Source organism: Minwuia sp. IMCC3009, from assembly GCF_029909415.1.
In the GTDB taxonomy this organism is placed as follows: Bacteria; Pseudomonadota; Alphaproteobacteria; order Minwuiales; family Minwuiaceae; genus Minwuia.
Map to the genome: position 1 here is coordinate 1173727 of NZ_CP123781.1, position 18980 is coordinate 1192706.

Sequence of the window (18980 nt, forward strand, 5' to 3'; positions counted from 1 at the left end):
TCGGGCAACAAGCCTTGCCGTTCAAAATCGTCTCGAGCCCGATCATCCACAAAGCCGCGTTCGCGGCGCATTTTTAGGATAGAAAGATTCCCAGACATCTTTCGAGCAATCAGATGCCTTCATCGTAAAAAGCGCTGAGAGCTGTCACAAGATAGAAGAGGTCGTCACCTTCAAATCCCTCTTCCTTAATCCAAAGAGGTAGAGTGTCTGCGGTGAGCTGCATGCCGAGAAGGGCTTTGGCAAGCGTGCGAAGACGGTCGTTGATCCCCTCTTCAATGGTTGTGCCATCCGCTAAAAGAGCACGAAATGCGAGCGATAAGGACAGTAGAATTTCAAGAAATACTTGTGGTTGTTTTGCCTCGTCTGCAGGATTTCCGATCCATGACCAGAAAGATTTGCCAATTCGTCTGTAGACCTTCACCTGCCCTGTTGCGTCATCAACAAGAACGCCGGGATGCTCGTGCTGGTCTAGTTCCGAGAAACCCTGACCCAAGAGTTTTGCTAGTATTTGGTTTTCTTTATTGTTGGTAGAGCGCTCGGTTCCGTAAGTTAAGCCAATTACTACATCGATGCCTTCGAGCTCTGGAGTTGCCTCTTGCGACTGCCGGAGCCACTCGGCATGTTTGGCTACAATCGCATCCACCATGCCCTGTACTTGGGTGTCATTGATAGTATTTGGTCCGCTCTTGATCGAGGTCATGTAGCGACGACGTTCGACTAATACGTCCTTGTCAATCTCACGCCATATTGAGTTGCTACGCGCTGCTGCTCTAGCCGACCGCCCCTTGTGCTCAAGTTTTTCTCGCTCGAATTCTGCAATCTTCTCTTTTGGGTCGCCCCACTTCACATTTGTGTCGCTCGGGTAGCCTTGCACGAAGGCGCGCTCGATTAGCTTCCCGAACGAAGTCTCTAGGCCCATAGTGAGCTTGGAATTGAATAAAAAGTCCGCGAAGCGGTCAGGGTCGGACAATTCCATGATATTTGTTGTGGCTAAAAGTACGTAGGGGTTAGTGCGGTAGTCTGAGAGTACTTTTCGCCGCCCATAGGCAGCAGGGAGACTCAAGGCGAGATCGTCTTTTAGTCGACGTGCGAGATCGTAAACTCGTGCTTGATCGACCAAGGCGAAAAGTCTCTTTATCTCAATTTTGTCAAAGGGATGCCTAGGTTCCTTTAGGATATCATAGAGATCAAGCTTCCTTGATGCTTTCGTCATGACGAGGATTCCAGCATTCTCTTTGTCTTTCTAACTGTCTTCGCGGGAGCATAGTTCGCATCGCTGTTGTCGCCCCCGTCATCCCAAACAAAGGTCTTACCTGCTTTGAACCATTGGCGGGTGCGGACGTGGGCCTGAATGTAAACTGTCCTGAACGCCTTGGGTGGGGTTGCGCGTGCTTTCCAATCAGCATTCCTCAATGCATCCAACTCAGCTGCGATTACCCTGCCTGCGACCTCTCCCAACCGGACAGGAACGGCGTTGCCAAGTTGCGCGTATTGCTCCGACGGGCGACCTTCGATCTTCCAGTCGTCCGGAAATCCTTGGATACGGGCATACTCCCTAGCTGTTAACGCACGTGTCTCAGTTGGATGGCAAAGTGACGTGCTAGCGTGGTTCGGCATCGTTACGAGCGTCGGACAGGGGAGGTCCATACTCAGCCGTCGCCACCAACCGGATCGGCCCCCTTTGGCGTGCCAAGCACGGCCCATCGATTCTTGCTGTACCTCGACCGGGAGGGAACGCCAGTTTGAACCTGGCGGCACCATGGACAGGAATTCTTTCTTTCTTGGACTGAAATCTAGGCCAACTTTGCCGGGATCATTGAGACCGTGTAGCGCGTCACCCAAGGTGGTCCAAGGTTCCAAACCGGTTTGTTGGAAAAGGTCATTGTTCGGCTTTGCTATCCCGTGAGTTGGCTCAGGGAAATCCACTTCGACTCCGAAACGATTTCCGATGAACAAGGCGCGCTCTCTGAGTTGTGGTGCGCCATAATTGACCGCATTCACCTCGAAACAGTCCATGTGATATGGGTCGCCTTGAATCGCCTGTAGATCTTGGGCGAACATGCGGATTACAGAACCGGGTTGCTCATTCTCAGAAAGGGGGGGGCCACCTTTGTTTGGACGATTTGAGATCGGCCTGTGCTTGAGTGAGGCGGAAAGTAGCCCCCGTACATTCTCCATGAGGAAAAATTTCGGCCTTAGCGCTTCTATGAATCGCAAGTAGTCCCAAAGGAGCGTGCCCCTAGGGTCTTCGATGCCCTTGCGCCGTCCGGCTGTGCTGAACGCCTGGCAAGGTGGACCACCGACCAGAACATCGACCTCGCCCGACCTAATCCCCGTCTGTTCCATGAAGGCTTCGGCCGACAGCTGCGTTAGGTCGTCCTCAATCACTATTAGGTCAGCGGGGAGCTTACCTGCGGTTTGATTTGCACGAATCGTATCGCAGAACGCGGGGACTAGTTCCACGCAGGCTTTTAGCTCAAAGCGGCCTGTATGGTGCAAACCAAGGTCTAGGCCCATTGCCCCTGAAAACAGGGACACAACCTTGTAACGGTCGGTGTGATCAGTATCTTTGGGAATGATCGTGCCTCCGCTGAGAATCGTCGAATTTTCCATGGGTCCAGCATGCATGGTATCGCGTTTGAATTCAGTACCTTTCTAAGCGCTGTGCACGTTGACCTCAAGGCGAAGACCCTTTGGATTCGTATGTCTCTCCGTAATTTTGGGGAGAAATAGAGAAAAATAGTTGATATAGACATGGGGATGGGATTTTGAAAGAATACATATTTCCTAAAGAGCCGGAAGATACTGATTTTCAGGTATTTCCGGAATGTATTGAGCGGGACAAGAGTATTTTTTTTCACGGAACTAACGTTGAAAATTTTTCATATATACGAAAAAGTGGTTTCGCTATTCCGGAAAACTCTATATTGAAATCAATTTCATTTGCAAAAAGTAGTGCTCTTGCGCTTAGATATGCATGTTCTGCGCGTGTTTTAAAAAAAAATGAGGGTTGCATTATAGTCGTGCGATATAAAGATCTTTTTATTGAGAATATTGTTGAAGAGGTAAGTATGATTCATGATTACAAATTGAGTCCTCAGCCTGAAATTGTTGGTTATTGTATCATTCCAGACAATTACCGCTTCATTTAGGGTAATATTTTCTAGGTATTTGATGAAATTGATCTTGAGAACGCGAGATCAAATTTGGGTATATTCATTGAACGCAGAGTCGGATTGGGTATTTGCAGAGCTGACCTTCGGTTCACCTGATGGCTTCCTGTTGATTCACTGGTTGCAGTGATTCGGTGGGAGGTTGAGATGATCAGAAGCCTTGGTGTCGATCTGCGTTGGCGTGTGATTGAGGCGGTGGAAGAAGGTGTTTCGGCGCGTGAGGCGGCGAGGCGCTTCAGGGTGGGTATCTCGACGGCGATCAAATGGCATCGCCGTTATCGGGAGACCGGCGAGACGAGGCCACGCAAGCAGGACCAACCATCGCGCCCCCGGCTGGATCCGCATAAGGGGTTCATTCTGGCTCTGGTCTCCGAACAACCGGACATCACGCTGACAGAGATCGGTGAGTGCCTTGCCGAGGAGCACGACACTCACGTCGTTCCATTGGCAATCTGGTACTTCCTCGACAAGCGTGGCGTGACATTCAAAAAAGACGGCGCATGCCGCCGAACAACAGCGCCCCGATGTCCTGAGCTGTCGCGAGGCCTGGTTCGACGCCCAACCCGATCTTGAGCCTGATAAGCTGATCTTCATCGACGAGACCGCCGCCTCGACGAAGATGGCACGGCTTCGGGGGCGTAGCCCGCGTGGCGAGCGATGCCGCGCCGCCGTTCCCCACGGTCACTGGAAGACCACCACCTTCACTGCCGGTCTGCGGCTGGGCGGCATGGCGGCACTGATGCTGCTGGACGGCCCGATGAATGGCGATGCCTTCCGCGCCTATGCCGAACAGGTGTTTGCACCCGAACTACGGCTCGGTGATGTGGTAGTGATGGACAACCTTCCATCTCACAAGGTCAACGGTATCCGCCAGGCCATCGAGGCGGCGGGCGCACGGCTGCTGTTCCTGCCGCCCTACAGCCCCGACTTCAACCCCATCGAGATGGCCTTCTCGAAACTCAAGGCCCTGCTGCGGAAAGCTGCAGCACGAACCATCGACGAGCTTTGGGACACCATCGCCAACTGCATCAAGGCCTTCTCACCCGACGAGTGCAGAAACTACTTTCAGGCAGCCAGATATGAACCCGAGTAGATTGAATTTGCTCTAGGCCTGTGACGGACAGGACATCCTCTGTAGAGGATGTCCTGTCCGTCACAGTCTCGGGCCGAGCGTGACAGCTGTGACATGTCCGGAAACGTCACGCCGTCACGTTTTCCAGACTTGGTCGTTCCAGATGCGGATATGACCCTTGGTTTGGAGTCCTTGGCGCATACGTCCCCATCGTTTGCGAGCTCGGTCGGGCGCGTCTTCTTCAAGTATCTCAGTTTGCTCGAGCCGGTCTTTCCAAAGACGCAGTTCGGTGGAAAGGACGACGGGCATTCCCTCCTCGGGGATACGTTCTTCCCCGTGATCGAGGAGGGCAATATCCAGCTCTTGCAGTGCCAGATACTCAAGGTTGGAGAGCCTAGTGCTAGAGCCATTTGGTGCGCTCTCCCGACACTCCAGGACGCAGCTTGTTACCGGCTTGCCCCTTGCGTTTTGGCCTAGTTCAACAGTCACCAGTTCGAAAGCGAATTCACCGGTGGTCTCCAGGTCACGCTGCTTGGTGACTTTGGCACGGGACAGGTCCAGAGCGCTGTCTCGGGTCAGGTGGATCTCCGTATCTGCCGCCGCTCGCAGCAAGCTGTGGCCACGCGGCCCCTTTGTCGCCTCCTTGCCGGAGTGATGAACGAACATTAGGTGGGCTCCTGTTGCGGCTCGGATTTCGTCTGCAGCCTTCACGATGGCGCCCATATCGTCGGGCGAATTTTCGTTCCCGCCTGCCAGGACGCGAGAGAGCGTATCGACAACGATCAGCGTGGTAGGGATGTTGGAGGCTGCCGAGATGGCTTTTGTGGCTTCCACGATCGCATTGGCAGCTGTTGAATCGTTCAACAGGTCGATAGGCTGGCGGCTCAGGTAGAAGGGTGCAGCGTCGGAAAACCCATGGTTTTGGGTGAACGCTGCAACGCGATTTTTTGCGCCAAATCCGCCTTCTGCCGCAACATAGAGCACGCCGCCTTTCTCAACCTCGCGGTCCCGCCATCGCCAACCAAGAGCGACGTGCAGGGCCAGGTCCGTTGCGAAGAACGATTTGCCGCAGTTGCTCTCACCATAGAGTATCGAGAGCCCACCACGGCTCAGGAGCCCTTCGACAAAGTCGTTGGCGTCCAGCGTCGCGGAGATATCCGAAAGGGCGATGAGCTCCAGCGTTGCCTTCGATGCCTCAGTTCCTGGTGCGTGTTTGGCGATGGGGGACACGGCGAACCTTTCAAGAGGGACCGCGCCAGGCATCACCGCTGGGAATTGCATGCTGTCTCTCCAATAATTTCGGCAAAGGCAGATGTCTCCGCGTCGGTGCGTGACAGTCCGCCTTCAAACTCCCGGATGGCCGCCCGCTCTTCAAAGCATGGCAATAGCGAGTTCCAGTCGGCCCCAGCCGGTGGCCTCAGGTGCAGCACCTTGAGACCAAGCGACGTGAAGTGCTGATAGGCCTCTGTAACTGCCTTCGCTGCAGCATCATCAGCATCGGGGGCCAGTATCAGGGTCTTCACTGTTCCAGGTATTGCGACGGATTTCATTCGCGCCACACCCAGGCATGCCCAGGTCGGGACACCAGACATTTGAATCAGGGACAGGGCGTCTTCGACGCCTTCGGCAAGGGCGAGGGTATCGCCAGACAGAGCGAGCCTCACCGCCCCGTCGCCAATCGGCCCCAAGCTCATCTTGCAGGGAATGAGGTCCGCCTTCTCTTCGCCATCGATCCATGTCCGTTGAACAGCCGTGATCTGTCCGTGACTGTCCTGGATGGCGGCCACCATAGCGCCGCCAGTCTGACCGGTGGGGTGTCTCAGCTCTGAATGCCAGCGAATTGTCTGTGGCACAGAAATCAGGATTCCACGCCGCAACAGATAGCCTTCGAGCGGCTGAAGGTTGCGCTGACTGCATGAGTCCCAAATGGCGAGCGCGCGTGATGCACGAGCCGTGTCCGATGGGGCTTTCGGTGCAACCGGCATGGGCTTGTCGGTGTGCCGCGAGCTATTGGGCTGTCTGGCCCCGATCGTGTGGCCGCAACTGTTAACGCGGTTGCAGCGCCCAACAAAACCACGGCCATCCGCATCGATTGTCAGGCTGAAACGATTGCGATGGCCACACTCGGGGCAGTTGATGTTCGAGCGCTGCCCCGGTTGCGGGATCTGAGTTGGCAGCCGGTGTTGTGCCAGGAGGTCGATCAGTGTTGGTGACATTGCCTAGGCACCAGACAGGCCGGAAGTCTGAAGCAGCCAGGTGATAACCGTGGCTGGCACGCCAATATGCCGAGAGCCGATGATCAACCGCTTCAGCAAAGCGCGAAACGTTGGCCGCGTTTCGCGCGGGTTGCGAGGCCAGTACACCAAAGCCTCAGTCCTTCTGAGAGCGCCGCAGGAAGCTGCGCCGCCGCCGGGCTTCAAATTGCCCTTCAGAGGTGGTCTCGGTTGTCGGAGCAGGATCGAGCTGGTCGGAAGTGCTCGCCACCAGGCGGGCTTCTGTCCATTCCAGGAGATCGCAGAACCGGTATCGAATGGAACGAGAAGAAACCCGCACGAACAGCGGGCCGCCGCCACGCAGCCGCCAGTTCTGAAGAGCGCGGACCGAGTAGCCAAGAAAGTCGGCTGCTTCGGTCTCTCGCAACAGGCGATTGGCGTCTTCAGGCAAGCTGGTCTGGTTGGAATGATTGTCGGTCAAGGCTTCACCTCATGTCTTGAATGTGAGGTGAAGATGGGTCAACGAAGGTAGGAGTCCGAGGTGGATAAATCCTCTGCGACTTTATCCTTTATCCCTGATCAATTGACGCCAGGTCTTGCTAATTGTGCTGTTGCCCAAACCTGTGAATTTGCCATCAAGGCTTGGGTTCATCGCCCAGATGGTTTCGCGAACGAGGTCAAATTTATTCTTGGTTGGACCGTCAGAGAGAATGATTTGGCCTTCTCGATCCAGTCGTTCCAGCGCAGAGATGATTTTGTCTCTCTCCGAGGGGCGCCCAGTTTTCTGTGGTCTTGCAACAGCTCCGCCGGTTCGGATCATAAACGGAGAGCCTAATCGAAACTCTATCTTTGGTTCCGGGGCTGGATCTGGTGGGGGGGCGAATGCTGAATCGGGATCCCAAGATGTGTGAGGGTCGAATAGCATTGCGGAAGAATATTCATAAAAATCAACAACACGAACATGGCTAAATTTTCGCCCTCCAAGATTCAAGTGGCCGGATTTCCAATTAAATTCTTCAAGAAGCGCTTCGCAATCGATCCGGATTGGGCCATCACCGCGCGGCTTTGGATCGCGATATCCTAGCAGTACAACTTTCTCAGATTGCGCCATCTGAAAAAGATGATCGATGCTTCGGCTGATTTGTTCCTCGCGGGCGTCGCGTTGATTTCGAAGCTCTTGTCCCAATTTGGGGTTACCTGCTGAAGACTTGTTTTCAGGCGGTGCGCTTGCAAGCGCCGGGTGCAGTTTCGCCCAGATATCGTCAAGTTGCTGCGCAAGAGATATTCCCTTCTCCCAAGCCTCATAGAAAGTCCAAGCCGATGGCAAGGGATCACTCCTGTCTTTTCGGGTCAGTGTGCGTATCGAAGGATTCGAGAAAGATTATCGCACAACACAATCAGCACGGCGCGCAATCCACCACGAATGGAACGACATGCATGTGTCTGGTTAGGTTCCCGTCCGCGTTGGAAACTGCACGATGTTTGATGCCTCGGCCTCATCCGTTGGGGCCGGATCATCTTCTGAAGCACGCGCAGCCATCGCCTGCCTTAGCGAGCTGGCGATCTTCGCGGCGGCTGCCTTGACCGGATCGTCTGCCAGGTGGGCGTAGCGCATCGTGGTCTGTATCTGCGTGTGACCAAGCAGCTTGCTCACCATCAGGATATCCATGCCACCCATGACGGCGTTCGAGGCGTAAGTGTGCCGCAGATCGTGAATGCGCACGTCCTCAAGCCCAGAGAGTTCGCGGATACGCCGCCATGGCTTTTGCAGGTCGTTGATGGGTTGGCCTTCGATAAGGCCGGTGATGATGTAAGGGTTGCCCTCAATCTCGGGGATTTCGGCAAGTACCGCCTCAATCTCCGGAGTTACGGGAATGCGGCGTGGTCCGGTCTTGCTGTCGGGTAGCACCAGATATCCCGGTTTCACGAACTCCCACTTGAGCATCCGTATCTCGTTCAGCCTGCATCCGGTCAGGATCAATAGCCGGAAGGCGGAGACGACAGGTTTAGATTCGGAGCCGTTCGCTTCGCAATCGCTGAGCACCTTGCCCAGCGTCTTGAGTTCTTCCGGTGAGAGGAACCGCTCCCTCTGGTGGACGCGATATTTCTTCACATGGCGGCAGGGGTTGGAGCCGTCCGGCTTCAAGCCCCAAATCTCGGCCAGATTGAACATCTTCGACATGACGGATAGCGCATGGTTGGCCTGATACGGCGTGGCGCGCATCCGGTGATGCAGGTCCGATATGTCAGCCCGTGATATGTCGCTCAATCGAAACGCGCCGATGGCGGGCTTGATGTGCTTCTCGATGGTGCGGCGGTACTCGCGGATGGTGATGGGCTTGCAGTGCTGCTCGACATGCTCAATCAGAAACCGGCTGCACAGGCTGGCGACCGTTGGAGTCATCCGCTCCTGTCGTCGGTCCTCTGACGGGTTGTTTCCTGCCGCGACGGTCCCGAGCAATTCACGGGCGCGCCCTCTGGCTTCGTCGGGCGTGACAGTCCCGAACCGGCCCAGGCTGACACGGCGGGTGCGCCCGCCTGAGCGATACTGGACCAGGAACGTCTTTCGCCCGGTCGGGTAGAGCCGCAAGCCGAAACCCGGCAGCAGTTCATCAAAGATCAATTGTTCGCCGTCCGGAGCGGGCAGGCTGTCGATGTAGCGCTTGGTCAATCTGGCCATCATGTCCCTCGAATTCGGAAGCATATCGGAAGCAGCAGGGGGCGAATTCAGGCGTTGACGGTGACAGGTGAGCGCAGTCGTTGTCCAGAAAAAAATAAATAAAAACAGTTAGTTGGTGTGGTCAGCGTAGCTTGGCGAAAGTGGGCGGAAAAGCTCTGAGACGAGCTTTTAATCAGTAGGTCGTTGGTTCGAACCCAACAGGGCTCACCATATTTTTCAATAATTTATCAAATTATTGATCTTACTCGCGCTCAAGGCCGCCCTCAAAGTTTCCTTTTTTGTGTAACGCAAAAGGCTTCTTGAGGCTGTCTCGGTTCGGATAGTGCTTTGACCCCCATAGAATTCCAGATGCCGGTGGTCCAGACTTGGGGACCGGAGCATACTGAACAACAAATTTCATTCAGGCAGGGAAATGCATGGCCGAAGAAGATTACGACGAAGAACTGCGTTGGCGGCTAGAGGTGCTGCGTACGCAGTTTGAGGAAGGCAAGATACACATCGCTGAGCATCTGGCTGCTGATTTTGAGCGAAGCTTGGGAGCAGTGCGGTACCGCGCAGACGGCAAAATCGATCTATCAACCGTCGATGGTCGCGTACGTTCAATGGCAATGATGGCAGCTGTTGTCAAGAATCGCCAAGATGCGAAAGACGCAGTTTCTTTGGAAGAGATTGCTCATTTATATTTTTGTTGTATTGAAGAAAATCTTGGATTATTTTTAAGAGAAGCTCGACAAAAAAGTACGATGCACATTCATTTGCGAAGATGGTATCTGGACAACCGAGTGTTGTTGTCAACATAAGCCCACAGATTCCAAGATTGCTGGAGGGCCTAGAGGAATTTTGGTCGTCATTGACCGATTCCTCACATTATCATGTTCAGGAATTGACTGGGGTTAAGGCGGTTTTTGGCGGTGATCTGTTCCCCTCCTACCAGCGCAATATTGCAAGCAGCACGGGCTTGTATGTTGATACAATTGTTCTGTCTGACCCATTTTGGCATACCCGCCACATTTTTGAACGCGCGACTCCAGAACGGCAAGTTTATTACTTAATAAAGCACGCGATTAACCTGATGCAGTATCGTGACCTAGCTCTTGCCGATTTGGATAATCCGATAGTTATCATCACACCATTTAGGTCTTCAGTAGATGAAGAAGAGGTGAAATTCTTAAAAGGGTTGGCGGAGAAAGATGCCTTGATCCACGCGGAATATCTTTTTGGTCGTAAATTTAATTCAGTTGAAGAATTTTTTGAATTTGCAAATAGTTTGGACACGCCGGAAAGCGTCGTGAAAGAGCTTGTTGATAGAGATCGGTTGCTTTTTGATATCGATTGGACAGAGCCATTGGAGCAGCAAATTCGTCGTTCGATTAAGTATAATGCTGAATTGTTGCCTGTTGGCACTAATTCTGGCGGCTTGGTTGCTTCGCAATGCATGGGAAGAATGATGCAGTCGACTGACATATTGCTCAAGATTCGCTATCTTATGGGCACGCCTTTGATTGATGCGGCCACATCTTGGAAGTACTTTAGCTGGAAGTTGGAGTATAATTCGGCATTGACCGAAAGCGCGGAGGCGAATTTACATATGGTGAGAGGGCTGCAACGTGTTGCGGAAACGGATATGCAATGGCTTGGCAACATTCCGCCAGCGGCACTCATAGAGATGCGCCAGCAGGGCGCTTTTGACGAAATCCGTGAGATGTTGTCACAAGGTGTCAGTGAAATTGCTGCGACCAGACCGGATTCTTTTTTCAGGCCCAGTGATAAGATCGTTGATAACGTGCAAGACGCTTTTGAGAGGCATAAAGAAAGAATCAGAGAACTTCGTCAGAAGAATATGAATTTCGCGGGAAACGATCTCGGTTCTTGGCTCGTTTCGGGGACAATTGAGCTTGCGGCAATTGCAACTGGTACACCGACCTTCGGGGTTGCAGCATTTGCAATCAATCAAGTGGTCGATGCACCCAAGTTGAGAGAACTACCCGAACGGTTCCGTAGTCTGAGAGATGCTCACGTCGAACTTAAGAAGTCACCTATGGGACTGTTTTTCGCTCACAAGTAGGCCAGATCGACGAAATGAACGGTCCCTGACCTGCTCCCCTTTGAATCCGCGATTCAAGGTTTGCACAGTTCAGGTTTGGTTCTCTGTTGACCGTTGATGATACTCCCGCGGGGTGAGACCATTGTCACAAGGGGAGGTGGCGTCTCTCATCCAAACAGCCGTTGAACTGCACTCCAGGGCCTTGGATCTGGCGAAGGATTGGCGTTGGCAGTTCCCCGTTTCGACCGCTTTCATATCTGCAGTTTCTGGTATTGCAGGAATTTTGTTGGGAGTGCTGCTTACTTGGCTGCTTCTACTCCGTAGTTCGTTGGTTCGAACCCAACAGGGTTCATCCCTTTCAGTTGGTGCCCGTTCGGCTATCATCGGGGCTGAACCTGGCAGGCATTTGGGGAAAATCAGTTGATCACCATTCATCATCTTGGCGTATCGCAGTCCGACCGCGTGGTCTGGCTGATGGAGGAACTCGGTCTTCCCTATGACCTGAAGTGGCATCACCGGAAGGCGAACCGGCTGATGCCGGACGCGTACTTCAACCTGCATCCGGCGGCGACCGCGCCGGTGATCGAGGATGACGGTCGCGTGCTGACGGAATCGGCGGTGGTGCTGGAATATGTCTGCCGCACGCATGCCGGGGGCCGGTTCACCGTGAACCCCGACCAGCCGAACTATTTCGACTACCTCTACTGGATGCAGTTCAACAACAATGCCCTGGGCCTGTATTTCGCGCAGCTTGCCATGGGAGCCAACCCGACGGGCGAATCGACGCCGATCGTGAAGGAACTGCTGCACCGCCGCTGGTCAGGCTATTACGACTATCTGGAGCAGACGCTGGCGAAGCACGATTATCTGGCAGGTGACGAATTCACCTGCGCGGACATGATGGTCGTCTACAACTTCGGCAACATCCTTGCCTCCGGTGGCCGGACCCTGGCGGATCTGCCGAACACCAATGCCTATTTCCAGCGGATCAGTGCCCGGCCCGCGTACCAGAAGGCCATGCAGATCGCGGGGCCGGAGGCGACGCCCCCGGCGTAGGTGCTTCTGAGGCCGGATGCGGAGGGCGGTGTGGCGATTGTCCTCACTGTGCCCTGACCTGATCAGTGGCAAGATGCAGGCACCTTTCATGACCTGAGCTGATCGAGCCGGGTTCCATAATGGAGGTGCAGGCATGAAGGCGATGGTGCTGGATGCGCCCGAACAGGCGTTGCGGCTGGCGGAGATGCCGACACCGGTTCCCGGTCCTGACGATGTGCTGCTGGATGTGGAAGCCTGCGCCGTCTGCCGGACCGACCTGCATATCGTCGATGGCGATCTGACCGAGGCAAAGCTGCCGCTGGTGCCGGGCCACGAGATCGTCGGTCGTGTCGCGGCAATGGGCGCGGCTGTCCAGGGGCTGACGGTTGGCCAGCGGGTCGGGGTGCCCTGGCTTGGCGGCACCTGCGGGCATTGCCGCTATTGCCTGAAGGGTGCGGAGAACCTCTGCGATACGCCCGTCTTCACCGGCTACACGCGCAACGGCGGGTTCGCCGAACAATGCCTTGCCGATGCCCGCTTCGTGGTGAAACTGCCTGATGATGCCGACCCCGCCCATCTCGCGCCTCTTCTGTGTGCCGGGCTGATCGGGCACCGGTCGCTGGGCATGACCGGGGAGGCCCGGCGGCTCGGGCTCTACGGGTTCGGTGCCGCGGCCCATATTGTCGCCCAGGTGGCGCGCTGGCAGGGACGCGAGGTCTTCGCCTTCACGCGGCCCGGCGATTCCGATGCCCAGGGTCTGGCCCGGCGGCTCGGCGCCGTCTGGGCGGGCGGATCGGACGAGATACCGGCGGAGCCACTGGACGCCGCGATCATCTTCGCCCCTGTCGGCGCGCTTGTGCCTGTCGCCCTGCGGGCCGTGGCGAAAGGGGGAACCGTCGTCTGTGGTGGCATCCACATGTCCGACATTCCCGGCTTTCCCTATCAGGATCTCTGGGGCGAGCGCGTGATCCGCTCCGTGGCCAATCTGACCCGTGCCGACGCGACGGACTTCTTCGGGACCGTGGCGGAGGCCGGCATCCGCACCGAGGTGACGCGATATCCGCTGGAGGACGCGAACACGGCTCTGTCGGCACTCAGGGAAGGACAGATTTCCGGGGCAGCCGTTCTGATGTGCGGGCAGGCGCGCCATGAACACACCTGAAACGGACCAGGCTGCGACCGTCGCCTTCATGATGCGGGCGGATACGCACGGCGGTAGACCCGTCGAGCATATCGAGACGCATATCTCGCACATCTTCCTGGCCGGCGATTATGCCTGGAAGATGAAGAAGGCTGTCAGTCTCGACTTCGTGGACTTCAGCACCCTGGCGCAGCGCAAGGCGGCCTGCGAGGCCGAACTGGTGGTGAATGCCCGGACAGCACGGGCGATGTATCTCGATGTCGTGGCCGTCAATGAGCGGGACGGGCAACTCTGGCTCGGTCCGCCGACTGCGCCGGTCGAGTATCTTGTCCGGATGCACCGCTTCGAACAGGCGGACCTGCTGGACCGGATGGCGGCGGAACACAGGCTGGATCTTCAGACCGTCCGGGAATTCGCCGACGCCGTGGCGGGCCTGCATCTGACCGCCGAGGTCGTGCGCCCGCAATCAGGTCGGGACGCCTTTGCGATGACGCTCGATGATCTGATCACCAATCTCGACCATGCCGTGCCGGACGGGCTCCGTGCCGCTTTCGGGCGCTGGCGGGCGAAGGTACTTCCGGTTGCCGGGGCGCTGGCAACCAGGCTGGCGGCACGGGCCCGTCGGGGTGCCGTGCGCCACGGTCACGGTGACCTGCACCTCAACAATGCCTGTCGCTTCCGGGGCGAGGTGGTGCTGTTCGACGCCATCGAGTTCGAGCCGCGGTTCAGTCACGTCGATGTGCTCTATGACGCGGCCTTCGCGCTGATGGACCTGCGCCATCGTGGGGAGGATGAACCGGCGATTGTCTTCCTCAGCCGATATCTTGTGGCGACGCGGGACTATGCGGACATGCCCGCGTTGCGGCTGTTCCTTTCGGTGCGCGCGGCTGTGCGGGCCCTGGTCGGCGTGCTTTCGCCTGCCGGGCAGACCGCTGCGGCAGAATATCTGGCACTCGCCGAGGATCTGCTGGCGGCGCCTCGGCCCCCGCAGGTCATCGCAATCGGGGGCCGTTCCGGCACCGGCAAGTCGACACTTGCCCAGGCGCTGGCACCCCGGATCGCTCACGCACCGGATGTGGTCATCCTGCGCACGGACGAGATCCGCAAGCGCATGCTCGTCTGCCGCCCCGACGAGACGCTGGGGGCGGATGCCTATCGCCCGGAGATCACGGCTGCAGTCTATCGCAGGCTGGCGGACGACGCCGGGCGGGCGCTGGGCGCAGGCGCGAGTGTCATTGTCGACGCGACGATGCTGAAGCCTGAACAGCGTGCCATCGCACAATCCATTGCACGCGACGGGGGGGCGGCGTTCCACGGCTTCTGGCTTGTCGGGGCGGAGGAGACCCTGGCCGAGCGGATCGCCGGGCGGGGCACGGATGCATCCGATGCCGACCAGCAGGTCATGCGGCGACAGCCGAAGATCGGTGAAGTCGAGGGCTGGCAGACGCTACGGTCCGACCGTGACAGTTCCGCCACCCTGGAGGCGGCGCTGGCAGTGCTCGGGCTCCCCGCCTGATGCCGGGTCCCGGATTCCGGCATTCGTCAGGGGGGCGCATTTTTCGATGGGAACACATGCGTTCGTGACTTAAGTGTCCGGGATCGAATTCCTGCGGATTGTTGAACCATGACTTCCGAGACTTCAGCCAATACCGAAGAGACCATCCGCCTCACGCAGCGGCCTGACTGGGTCTATCTGCTGCGTGAGTACTATGAGCTCTACCGGTTCCTGTCCGCGGGCGGCAGTTCGAAGATCCGGACGCATCAGCGCACGGTGCGGGAGGCGATCAACAAGGTGATACAGGCGAATGCGCCGATGACCTTTCCGCTGCCGGAGCGCAAGCCGGTCGTCAGTCACATGCGGCGGGCCCTGGACGAGGGGCTGGCGGAACGCCATGCGTCCTGCATCCGGGCGATCATGGCCGTGCAGGATGAACTGAGCTGGCAGTATGGCTATGGCCGCATGCCGAGGGGGCTGTCGCAGAAGTACGCCTATGCGGAGATCACGGGACCGTCCGGTCCGGTCATCACGGAGCAGGTCATTCTCGGCCTGGTGCTGTTCGCGCCCGGCTGTACCTATCCGGCGCATGCCCATGACGGCATCACCGAAAGCTATGTCTGTCTTTCAGGCTCGGTCAGCGAGAATCACCAGGGCGTCTATTCGCCGGGGTCGCTGATATACAACCCGCCGGACCATCGTCACCGGATCACCGTCGCGGATCATGAGCCGGCCTTGCTGGCCTACGCCTGGCATGGGCCGACCGAAAAGCTGGCCGGGCAGGTGATGTCTTTCCGGCGGTCCTGAAAGCCATTCCGGCCCGTCCGTCGGGTCGGAAACACGTCACGGAGGACGCCATGTTCCGGGATTCCTCGATCATTTGATCTCGTCGAATGTCCGCCACCTGGCCGCCCATACCGAAATCTCGGTGATGGTGGTGCGGCGGGCACATCACCGGACACTGCGCGGGCGCGTTCCGGATCAGCCCTGATCGAGCATATCCACGTGCGCGGTCAGGTTCCGGTGAAAGTGACCGATCGCCTGCTCGAAGTGGCCGAACGTCAGATGGCTGTTGGCGCCGCTTTCCATGTGGGTCTGGATCGTGTGGGCTGCGTCGCGATCCTCGATCAGGCCGGTGTCCTGCACGAAGTTGGCGTCGCGGCGGGCGACCTCGACATCGATCGGCTTGCCGTCTTCCGGTTTCAGGGTGACCTGATAGATCACCCATTGGGTCTCGGTCGGGCTGACCGGCTCCAGAATCACCAGCATCGCGTGATCCGTCAGGTAGGAAATGTGCGTGTTCGGAAACAGCTGGTAGACGTCGGTCACCATGCCCTTCAGGCGTCGTTCCTCCCGCGGAATCTGTCGCAGCTTCTCGATCCGGCGGAAGGGAAAGACGATCCGGGAATTGCGCCCGTAGGTCTCGACGACATTCAGGTTGTCGAAGCCGTAGGGGTAGAACGACTTATTGTGCAGGGCCTTGATGTGATAGCCCTCCATCGAGGTCTCGCCGATCAGTTTCCAGTTCGATTCATCGGTGAAGCTGATGGAGTTGAAGACTTCCTGCCCGGGTTCCAGCAGATCTGGCATCTCGCCCAGTGCCCCGTCCGACAGCGGCGTGTCCTGGGTGACGAAGATCAGTCCCCCGCGTTCCTCCACCGCATGCACCGGCACCAGCCCGTTGTCCGCCTTGTCCAGACCGGGAAAACCGTCTTCGCCGGGCACATGTTTCAGGCTGCCGTCCAGGCCATAGGTCCAGGCGTGATAGGGGCAGGCGAAGGACCGCTGGCAGCCCTCCCCCCGCGCCACGGCCATGCCGCGATGGCGGCAGGCATTGCGGAAGGCGCGGGCCACGCCGTCGTCGCCACGGACCACCAGCAGTGGCGTGCGTGCGGCCGTGCGCGCGATGTATGACCCCGGTTCGCTGAGGGCGGCGGAGGGGCAGAAGGGGACGGGTATGCGGCGCAGCACCTCGATCTCGGCGTCGAACCTTTCCCGGGACCGGTAGTTCTCCACCGGCTCCCGCCACACCTGGGTGCCAGCATCCGTCGTCTTGCCGTCGATGTGACTGAAGATCCGGTCAATCAGATCAGCGTCGTTCAGCAAATGTCCCATCAGTTCCTCCCCGAACCTCCGTCATGAACAGACAGATAGCATTGCACCCCGCACCCGCCAAGGAATGGTGTGATGCGTCCTAGCCCTTCAGCCGCGACAGGATGGCGGCCATGCGCTCCCGCACATCGGTGATCTCGTAGGTGGTTTCCGCCTCGTAGGTCAGGCCGTCATCCAGTCCGGCATTCTCGGAGCGCTGGTAGAGATCCTTGTAGGCGGCGATGGAGCCCGAACTGTTGGCGGCCATCGCGGCAGCCAGTGCATCAACGCGGGCATCCAGTTCAGCGCGGGGAACGGATTCAAGGGCCAGGCCGTAGCTGGCCGCCTCCGTTCCCGTGATCGTGCGGGCGGTGAAGGAAAGCTCCTTGGCGCGCATCATGCCGACCTTGCGCGACAGTCGCTGGGTCATGCCCCAGGTCGGGCGCAGGCCGATCATGGCGTGCGTGTCGCCGAACTTCGCCTCATCGGCGGTGATGGTGATGTCGCAGGCCAGCATGATCTCCAGCGCGCCCGTGAAGCAGAAGCCGTTGACCTTGGCGATCGTCGCCTGCGGCATCTCCGAGAGCAGTTTCTGCACCCGACGCGCGGCGCTGTTGAGTTCGGTGCCGACGTCTCCGGCGCTGACGTCCTGTCCACTGGCCTGCAGTGCCTTCAGGTCGACACCGGCGGAAAAGGCCCGGCCCGCGCCGGTCAGCACGACCACAGAGACATCATTGCGCGCCGCAAGGCCGGACAGGGCGTCGCCAGCCTCCGTCAGCAGATCGATGGTCAGCGCGTTCAGCGCGTCCGGCCGGTTGAAGGTGACGGTGGCGACACCGTCGGCCACTTCAGTGATGATGAATTCATGGGCCATGCGACTGCTCCCCCTTGTGCGCCGGATCGCGGCAGTCTTCCATCAATGGGCGCGCGGCTCAACGGTGCGCCACGCGCAGGCGGGATGCATCGGCACCAGGGCAGGGAGGCGGAACGGGACAACATGCGCAGCAGCAAGGTGATCCACGTGATCTCCGCCCATGCGGAGGGGGAGGTGGGCGATGTCATCGTCGGCGGAGTCGCGCCGCCACCGGGGGAGACCCTCTGGCAACAGCGTGACTTCATCGCGCGGGATGGGGTGCTGCGCGACTTCGTGCTGAACGAACCGCGTGGCGGTGTCTTTCGCCACGTCAATCTGCTGGTGCCGCCGAAGCACCCGGAGGCCGATGCGGCCTTCATCATCATGGAGCCGGAGGACACACCGCCCATGTCCGGCTCCAACAGCATCTGCGTCGCGACGGTCCTGCTGGACGCCGGTCTGGTCCCGATGCAGGAACCCGTCACGCATCTGACGCTGGAGGCTCCGGGCGGACTGGTGCGGGTCAGGGCCGAATGCCGGGACGGCAAGGCGGAGCGGATCACGGTGCGCAATCTGCCCAGTTTCATGGACAGGGCAGGGGTCGTGCTGGAGGTTCCTGGTCTTGGCCGGATCACGGTCAACACGGCCTTTGGCGGCGACAGTTTCGTGGTCGTCGATGCCGCCGGACTGGGCTTCGCCATCGTGCCGGAGGAAGCGCGGGCGCTGGCGGAGATGGGAATCAGGCTGACCAATGCCGCAAACGCGCAACTGGGCTTCCATCATCCGCAGAACCCCGACTGGCGGCACATTTCCTTCTGCCTGTTCGCGGGACCGCTGGAGCGGCGGGGGCAGGGCCTGCATGCCCGCTCTGCCGTGGCGATCCAGCCGGGCAAGATCGACCGTTCCCCGACCGGCACCGCGCTGTCGGCGCGGATGGCGATACTGCATGCACAGGGGGGCATGCGGACCGGTGACACGCTGACCGTCGAATCGATCATCGGATCGCATTTCACCGGACGCATTGCCGACACCACGATTGTCGGCGACAGGCCTGCGATCATCCCGGAGATTTCCGGACGGGGCTGGATCACCGGCACGCATCAGCACATGCTTGATCCCGCCGACCCCTGGCCGCGCGGGTATCGGCTGAAGGATACCTGGGGCGTGTAGTTGTGGTTCGGGG

At 58.2% G+C, this 18980-nt stretch carries 18 protein-coding genes; 9 read left to right on the forward strand and 9 right to left on the reverse strand.

Annotated features, from left to right (window positions below; all coding sequences use genetic code 11):
• Positions 1 to 109: 109 nt before the first annotated feature.
• Both QGV55_RS05540 and QGV55_RS05545 read right to left on the reverse strand, forming a co-directional pair.
• Positions 110 to 1213 (reverse strand): PmeII family type II restriction endonuclease, encoded by a 1104-nt coding sequence (locus QGV55_RS05540; protein ID WP_281023714.1) that lies wholly within the window; start codon positions 1211 to 1213, stop codon positions 110 to 112.
• Positions 1210 to 2613 carry a DNA cytosine methyltransferase gene (locus QGV55_RS05545; protein WP_281023715.1) on the reverse strand — a complete coding sequence of 468 codons (1404 nt, stop codon included), beginning with the start codon at positions 2611 to 2613 and terminating at the stop codon, positions 1210 to 1212. The genes QGV55_RS05540 and QGV55_RS05545 overlap by 4 nt, the downstream gene beginning before the upstream one ends.
• A 155-nt stretch (positions 2614 to 2768) precedes the next feature.
• On the opposite strand from QGV55_RS05545, the gene QGV55_RS05550 reads away from it, so the two are divergent.
• On the forward strand, positions 2769 to 3152 hold the full coding sequence (locus QGV55_RS05550) for a hypothetical protein (RefSeq protein ID WP_281023716.1): 384 nt from the start codon (positions 2769 to 2771) through the stop codon (positions 3150 to 3152).
• A 168-nt stretch (positions 3153 to 3320) separates the two neighbouring features.
• A protein-coding gene (locus QGV55_RS05555; protein WP_281023717.1) for an IS630 family transposase occupies positions 3321 to 4266 on the forward strand; the annotation gives its coding sequence in 2 pieces (ribosomal slippage) (positions 3321 to 3661 and positions 3660 to 4266; 948 coding nt in all).
• A gap of 114 nt (positions 4267 to 4380) precedes the next feature.
• On the opposite strand, the gene QGV55_RS05560 is transcribed toward QGV55_RS05555, so the two are convergent.
• The 5 genes from QGV55_RS05560 to QGV55_RS05580 form a co-directional block, all read right to left on the reverse strand.
• Positions 4381 to 5526, reverse strand: coding sequence for a helicase RepA family protein (locus QGV55_RS05560; RefSeq protein WP_281023718.1), 1146 nt, complete (start codon positions 5524 to 5526; stop codon positions 4381 to 4383).
• Positions 5508 to 6461, reverse strand: coding sequence for a toprim domain-containing protein (locus QGV55_RS05565; RefSeq protein WP_281023719.1), 954 nt, complete (start codon positions 6459 to 6461; stop codon positions 5508 to 5510). The genes QGV55_RS05560 and QGV55_RS05565 overlap by 19 nt, the downstream gene beginning before the upstream one ends.
• A gap of 154 nt (positions 6462 to 6615) precedes the next feature.
• Entirely contained in the window at positions 6616 to 6939 is a 324-nt protein-coding gene (locus QGV55_RS05570; RefSeq protein WP_281023720.1) for a helix-turn-helix domain-containing protein, read from the reverse strand.
• A gap of 81 nt (positions 6940 to 7020) precedes the next feature.
• Positions 7021 to 7785, reverse strand: coding sequence for a hypothetical protein (locus QGV55_RS05575; protein ID WP_281023721.1), 765 nt, complete (start codon positions 7783 to 7785; stop codon positions 7021 to 7023).
• Between the two features lie 120 nt (positions 7786 to 7905).
• The gene (locus QGV55_RS05580) at positions 7906 to 9138 is read right to left on the reverse strand and encodes a site-specific integrase (RefSeq protein ID WP_348638810.1); all 1233 of its coding nucleotides are present in this window, start codon (positions 9136 to 9138) and stop codon (positions 7906 to 7908) included.
• 416 nt (positions 9139 to 9554) lie between these two features.
• Here QGV55_RS05580 and QGV55_RS05585 point away from each other — a divergent pair, with 416 nt between their 5' ends.
• The 6 genes from QGV55_RS05585 (at position 9555) to QGV55_RS05610 (ending at position 15660) form a co-directional block, all read left to right on the forward strand.
• Positions 9555 to 9938 (forward strand): hypothetical protein, encoded by a 384-nt coding sequence (locus tag QGV55_RS05585; RefSeq protein WP_281017845.1) that lies wholly within the window; start codon positions 9555 to 9557, stop codon positions 9936 to 9938.
• 50 nt (positions 9939 to 9988) lie between these two features.
• Positions 9989 to 11203, forward strand: coding sequence for a hypothetical protein (locus QGV55_RS05590; protein ID WP_281017844.1), 1215 nt, complete (start codon positions 9989 to 9991; stop codon positions 11201 to 11203).
• Positions 11204 to 11602: 399 nt separating this feature from the next.
• Complete coding sequence (locus QGV55_RS05595; protein ID WP_281017843.1) at positions 11603 to 12238, forward strand: glutathione S-transferase family protein; 636 nt, start codon at positions 11603 to 11605, stop codon at positions 12236 to 12238.
• Positions 12239 to 12371: 133 nt separating this feature from the next.
• Positions 12372 to 13379, forward strand: coding sequence for a zinc-dependent alcohol dehydrogenase family protein (locus QGV55_RS05600; RefSeq protein ID WP_281017842.1), 1008 nt, complete (start codon positions 12372 to 12374; stop codon positions 13377 to 13379).
• Entirely contained in the window at positions 13366 to 14874 is a 1509-nt protein-coding gene (locus QGV55_RS05605) for an AAA family ATPase (protein WP_281017841.1), read from the forward strand. Before QGV55_RS05600 ends, QGV55_RS05605 begins: the two co-directional genes overlap by 14 nt.
• 108 nt (positions 14875 to 14982) lie before the next feature.
• Positions 14983 to 15660 (forward strand): dimethylsulfonioproprionate lyase family protein, encoded by a 678-nt coding sequence (locus QGV55_RS05610; protein ID WP_281017840.1) that lies wholly within the window; start codon positions 14983 to 14985, stop codon positions 15658 to 15660.
• A 174-nt stretch (positions 15661 to 15834) separates the two neighbouring features.
• On the opposite strand, the gene QGV55_RS05615 is transcribed toward QGV55_RS05610, so the two are convergent.
• Together QGV55_RS05615 and QGV55_RS05620 are read right to left on the reverse strand one after the other, a co-directional pair.
• A complete protein-coding gene (locus QGV55_RS05615; protein ID WP_281017838.1) occupies positions 15835 to 16968 on the reverse strand; it encodes an aromatic ring-hydroxylating dioxygenase subunit alpha in 1134 nt (377 codons plus the stop codon).
• A 79-nt stretch (positions 16969 to 17047) separates the two neighbouring features.
• Entirely contained in the window at positions 17048 to 17818 is a 771-nt protein-coding gene (locus tag QGV55_RS05620) for an enoyl-CoA hydratase/isomerase family protein (RefSeq protein ID WP_281017837.1), read from the reverse strand.
• Positions 17819 to 17941: 123 nt separating this feature from the next.
• Between QGV55_RS05620 and QGV55_RS05625 the strand changes: the two genes are divergently transcribed.
• Positions 17942 to 18967, forward strand: a complete 1026-nt coding sequence (locus tag QGV55_RS05625) for a proline racemase family protein (protein ID WP_281017836.1) — start codon at positions 17942 to 17944, stop codon at positions 18965 to 18967.
• Positions 18968 to 18980: the final 13 nt, after the last annotated feature.

Coding starts and splice junctions, on each gene's coding strand:
- QGV55_RS05545 (WP_281023715.1), bottom strand. CDS start 2,613: ATGGAAAATTCGACGATTCTCAGCGGAGGCACGATCATTCCCAAAGAT.
- QGV55_RS05605 (WP_281017841.1), top strand. CDS start 13,366: ATGAACACACCTGAAACGGACCAGGCTGCGACCGTCGCCTTCATGATG.
- QGV55_RS05565 (WP_281023719.1), bottom strand. CDS start 6,461: ATGTCACCAACACTGATCGACCTCCTGGCACAACACCGGCTGCCAACT.
- QGV55_RS05625 (WP_281017836.1), top strand. CDS start 17,942: ATGCGCAGCAGCAAGGTGATCCACGTGATCTCCGCCCATGCGGAGGGG.
- QGV55_RS05620 (WP_281017837.1), bottom strand. CDS start 17,818: ATGGCCCATGAATTCATCATCACTGAAGTGGCCGACGGTGTCGCCACC.
- QGV55_RS05600 (WP_281017842.1), top strand. CDS start 12,372: ATGAAGGCGATGGTGCTGGATGCGCCCGAACAGGCGTTGCGGCTGGCG.
- QGV55_RS05610 (WP_281017840.1), top strand. CDS start 14,983: ATGACTTCCGAGACTTCAGCCAATACCGAAGAGACCATCCGCCTCACG.
- QGV55_RS05585 (WP_281017845.1), top strand. CDS start 9,555: ATGGCCGAAGAAGATTACGACGAAGAACTGCGTTGGCGGCTAGAGGTG.
- QGV55_RS05615 (WP_281017838.1), bottom strand. CDS start 16,968: ATGGGACATTTGCTGAACGACGCTGATCTGATTGACCGGATCTTCAGT.
- QGV55_RS05580 (WP_348638810.1), bottom strand. CDS start 9,138: ATGGCCAGATTGACCAAGCGCTACATCGACAGCCTGCCCGCTCCGGAC.
- QGV55_RS05560 (WP_281023718.1), bottom strand. CDS start 5,526: ATGCAATTCCCAGCGGTGATGCCTGGCGCGGTCCCTCTTGAAAGGTTC.
- QGV55_RS05540 (WP_281023714.1), bottom strand. CDS start 1,213: ATGACGAAAGCATCAAGGAAGCTTGATCTCTATGATATCCTAAAGGAA.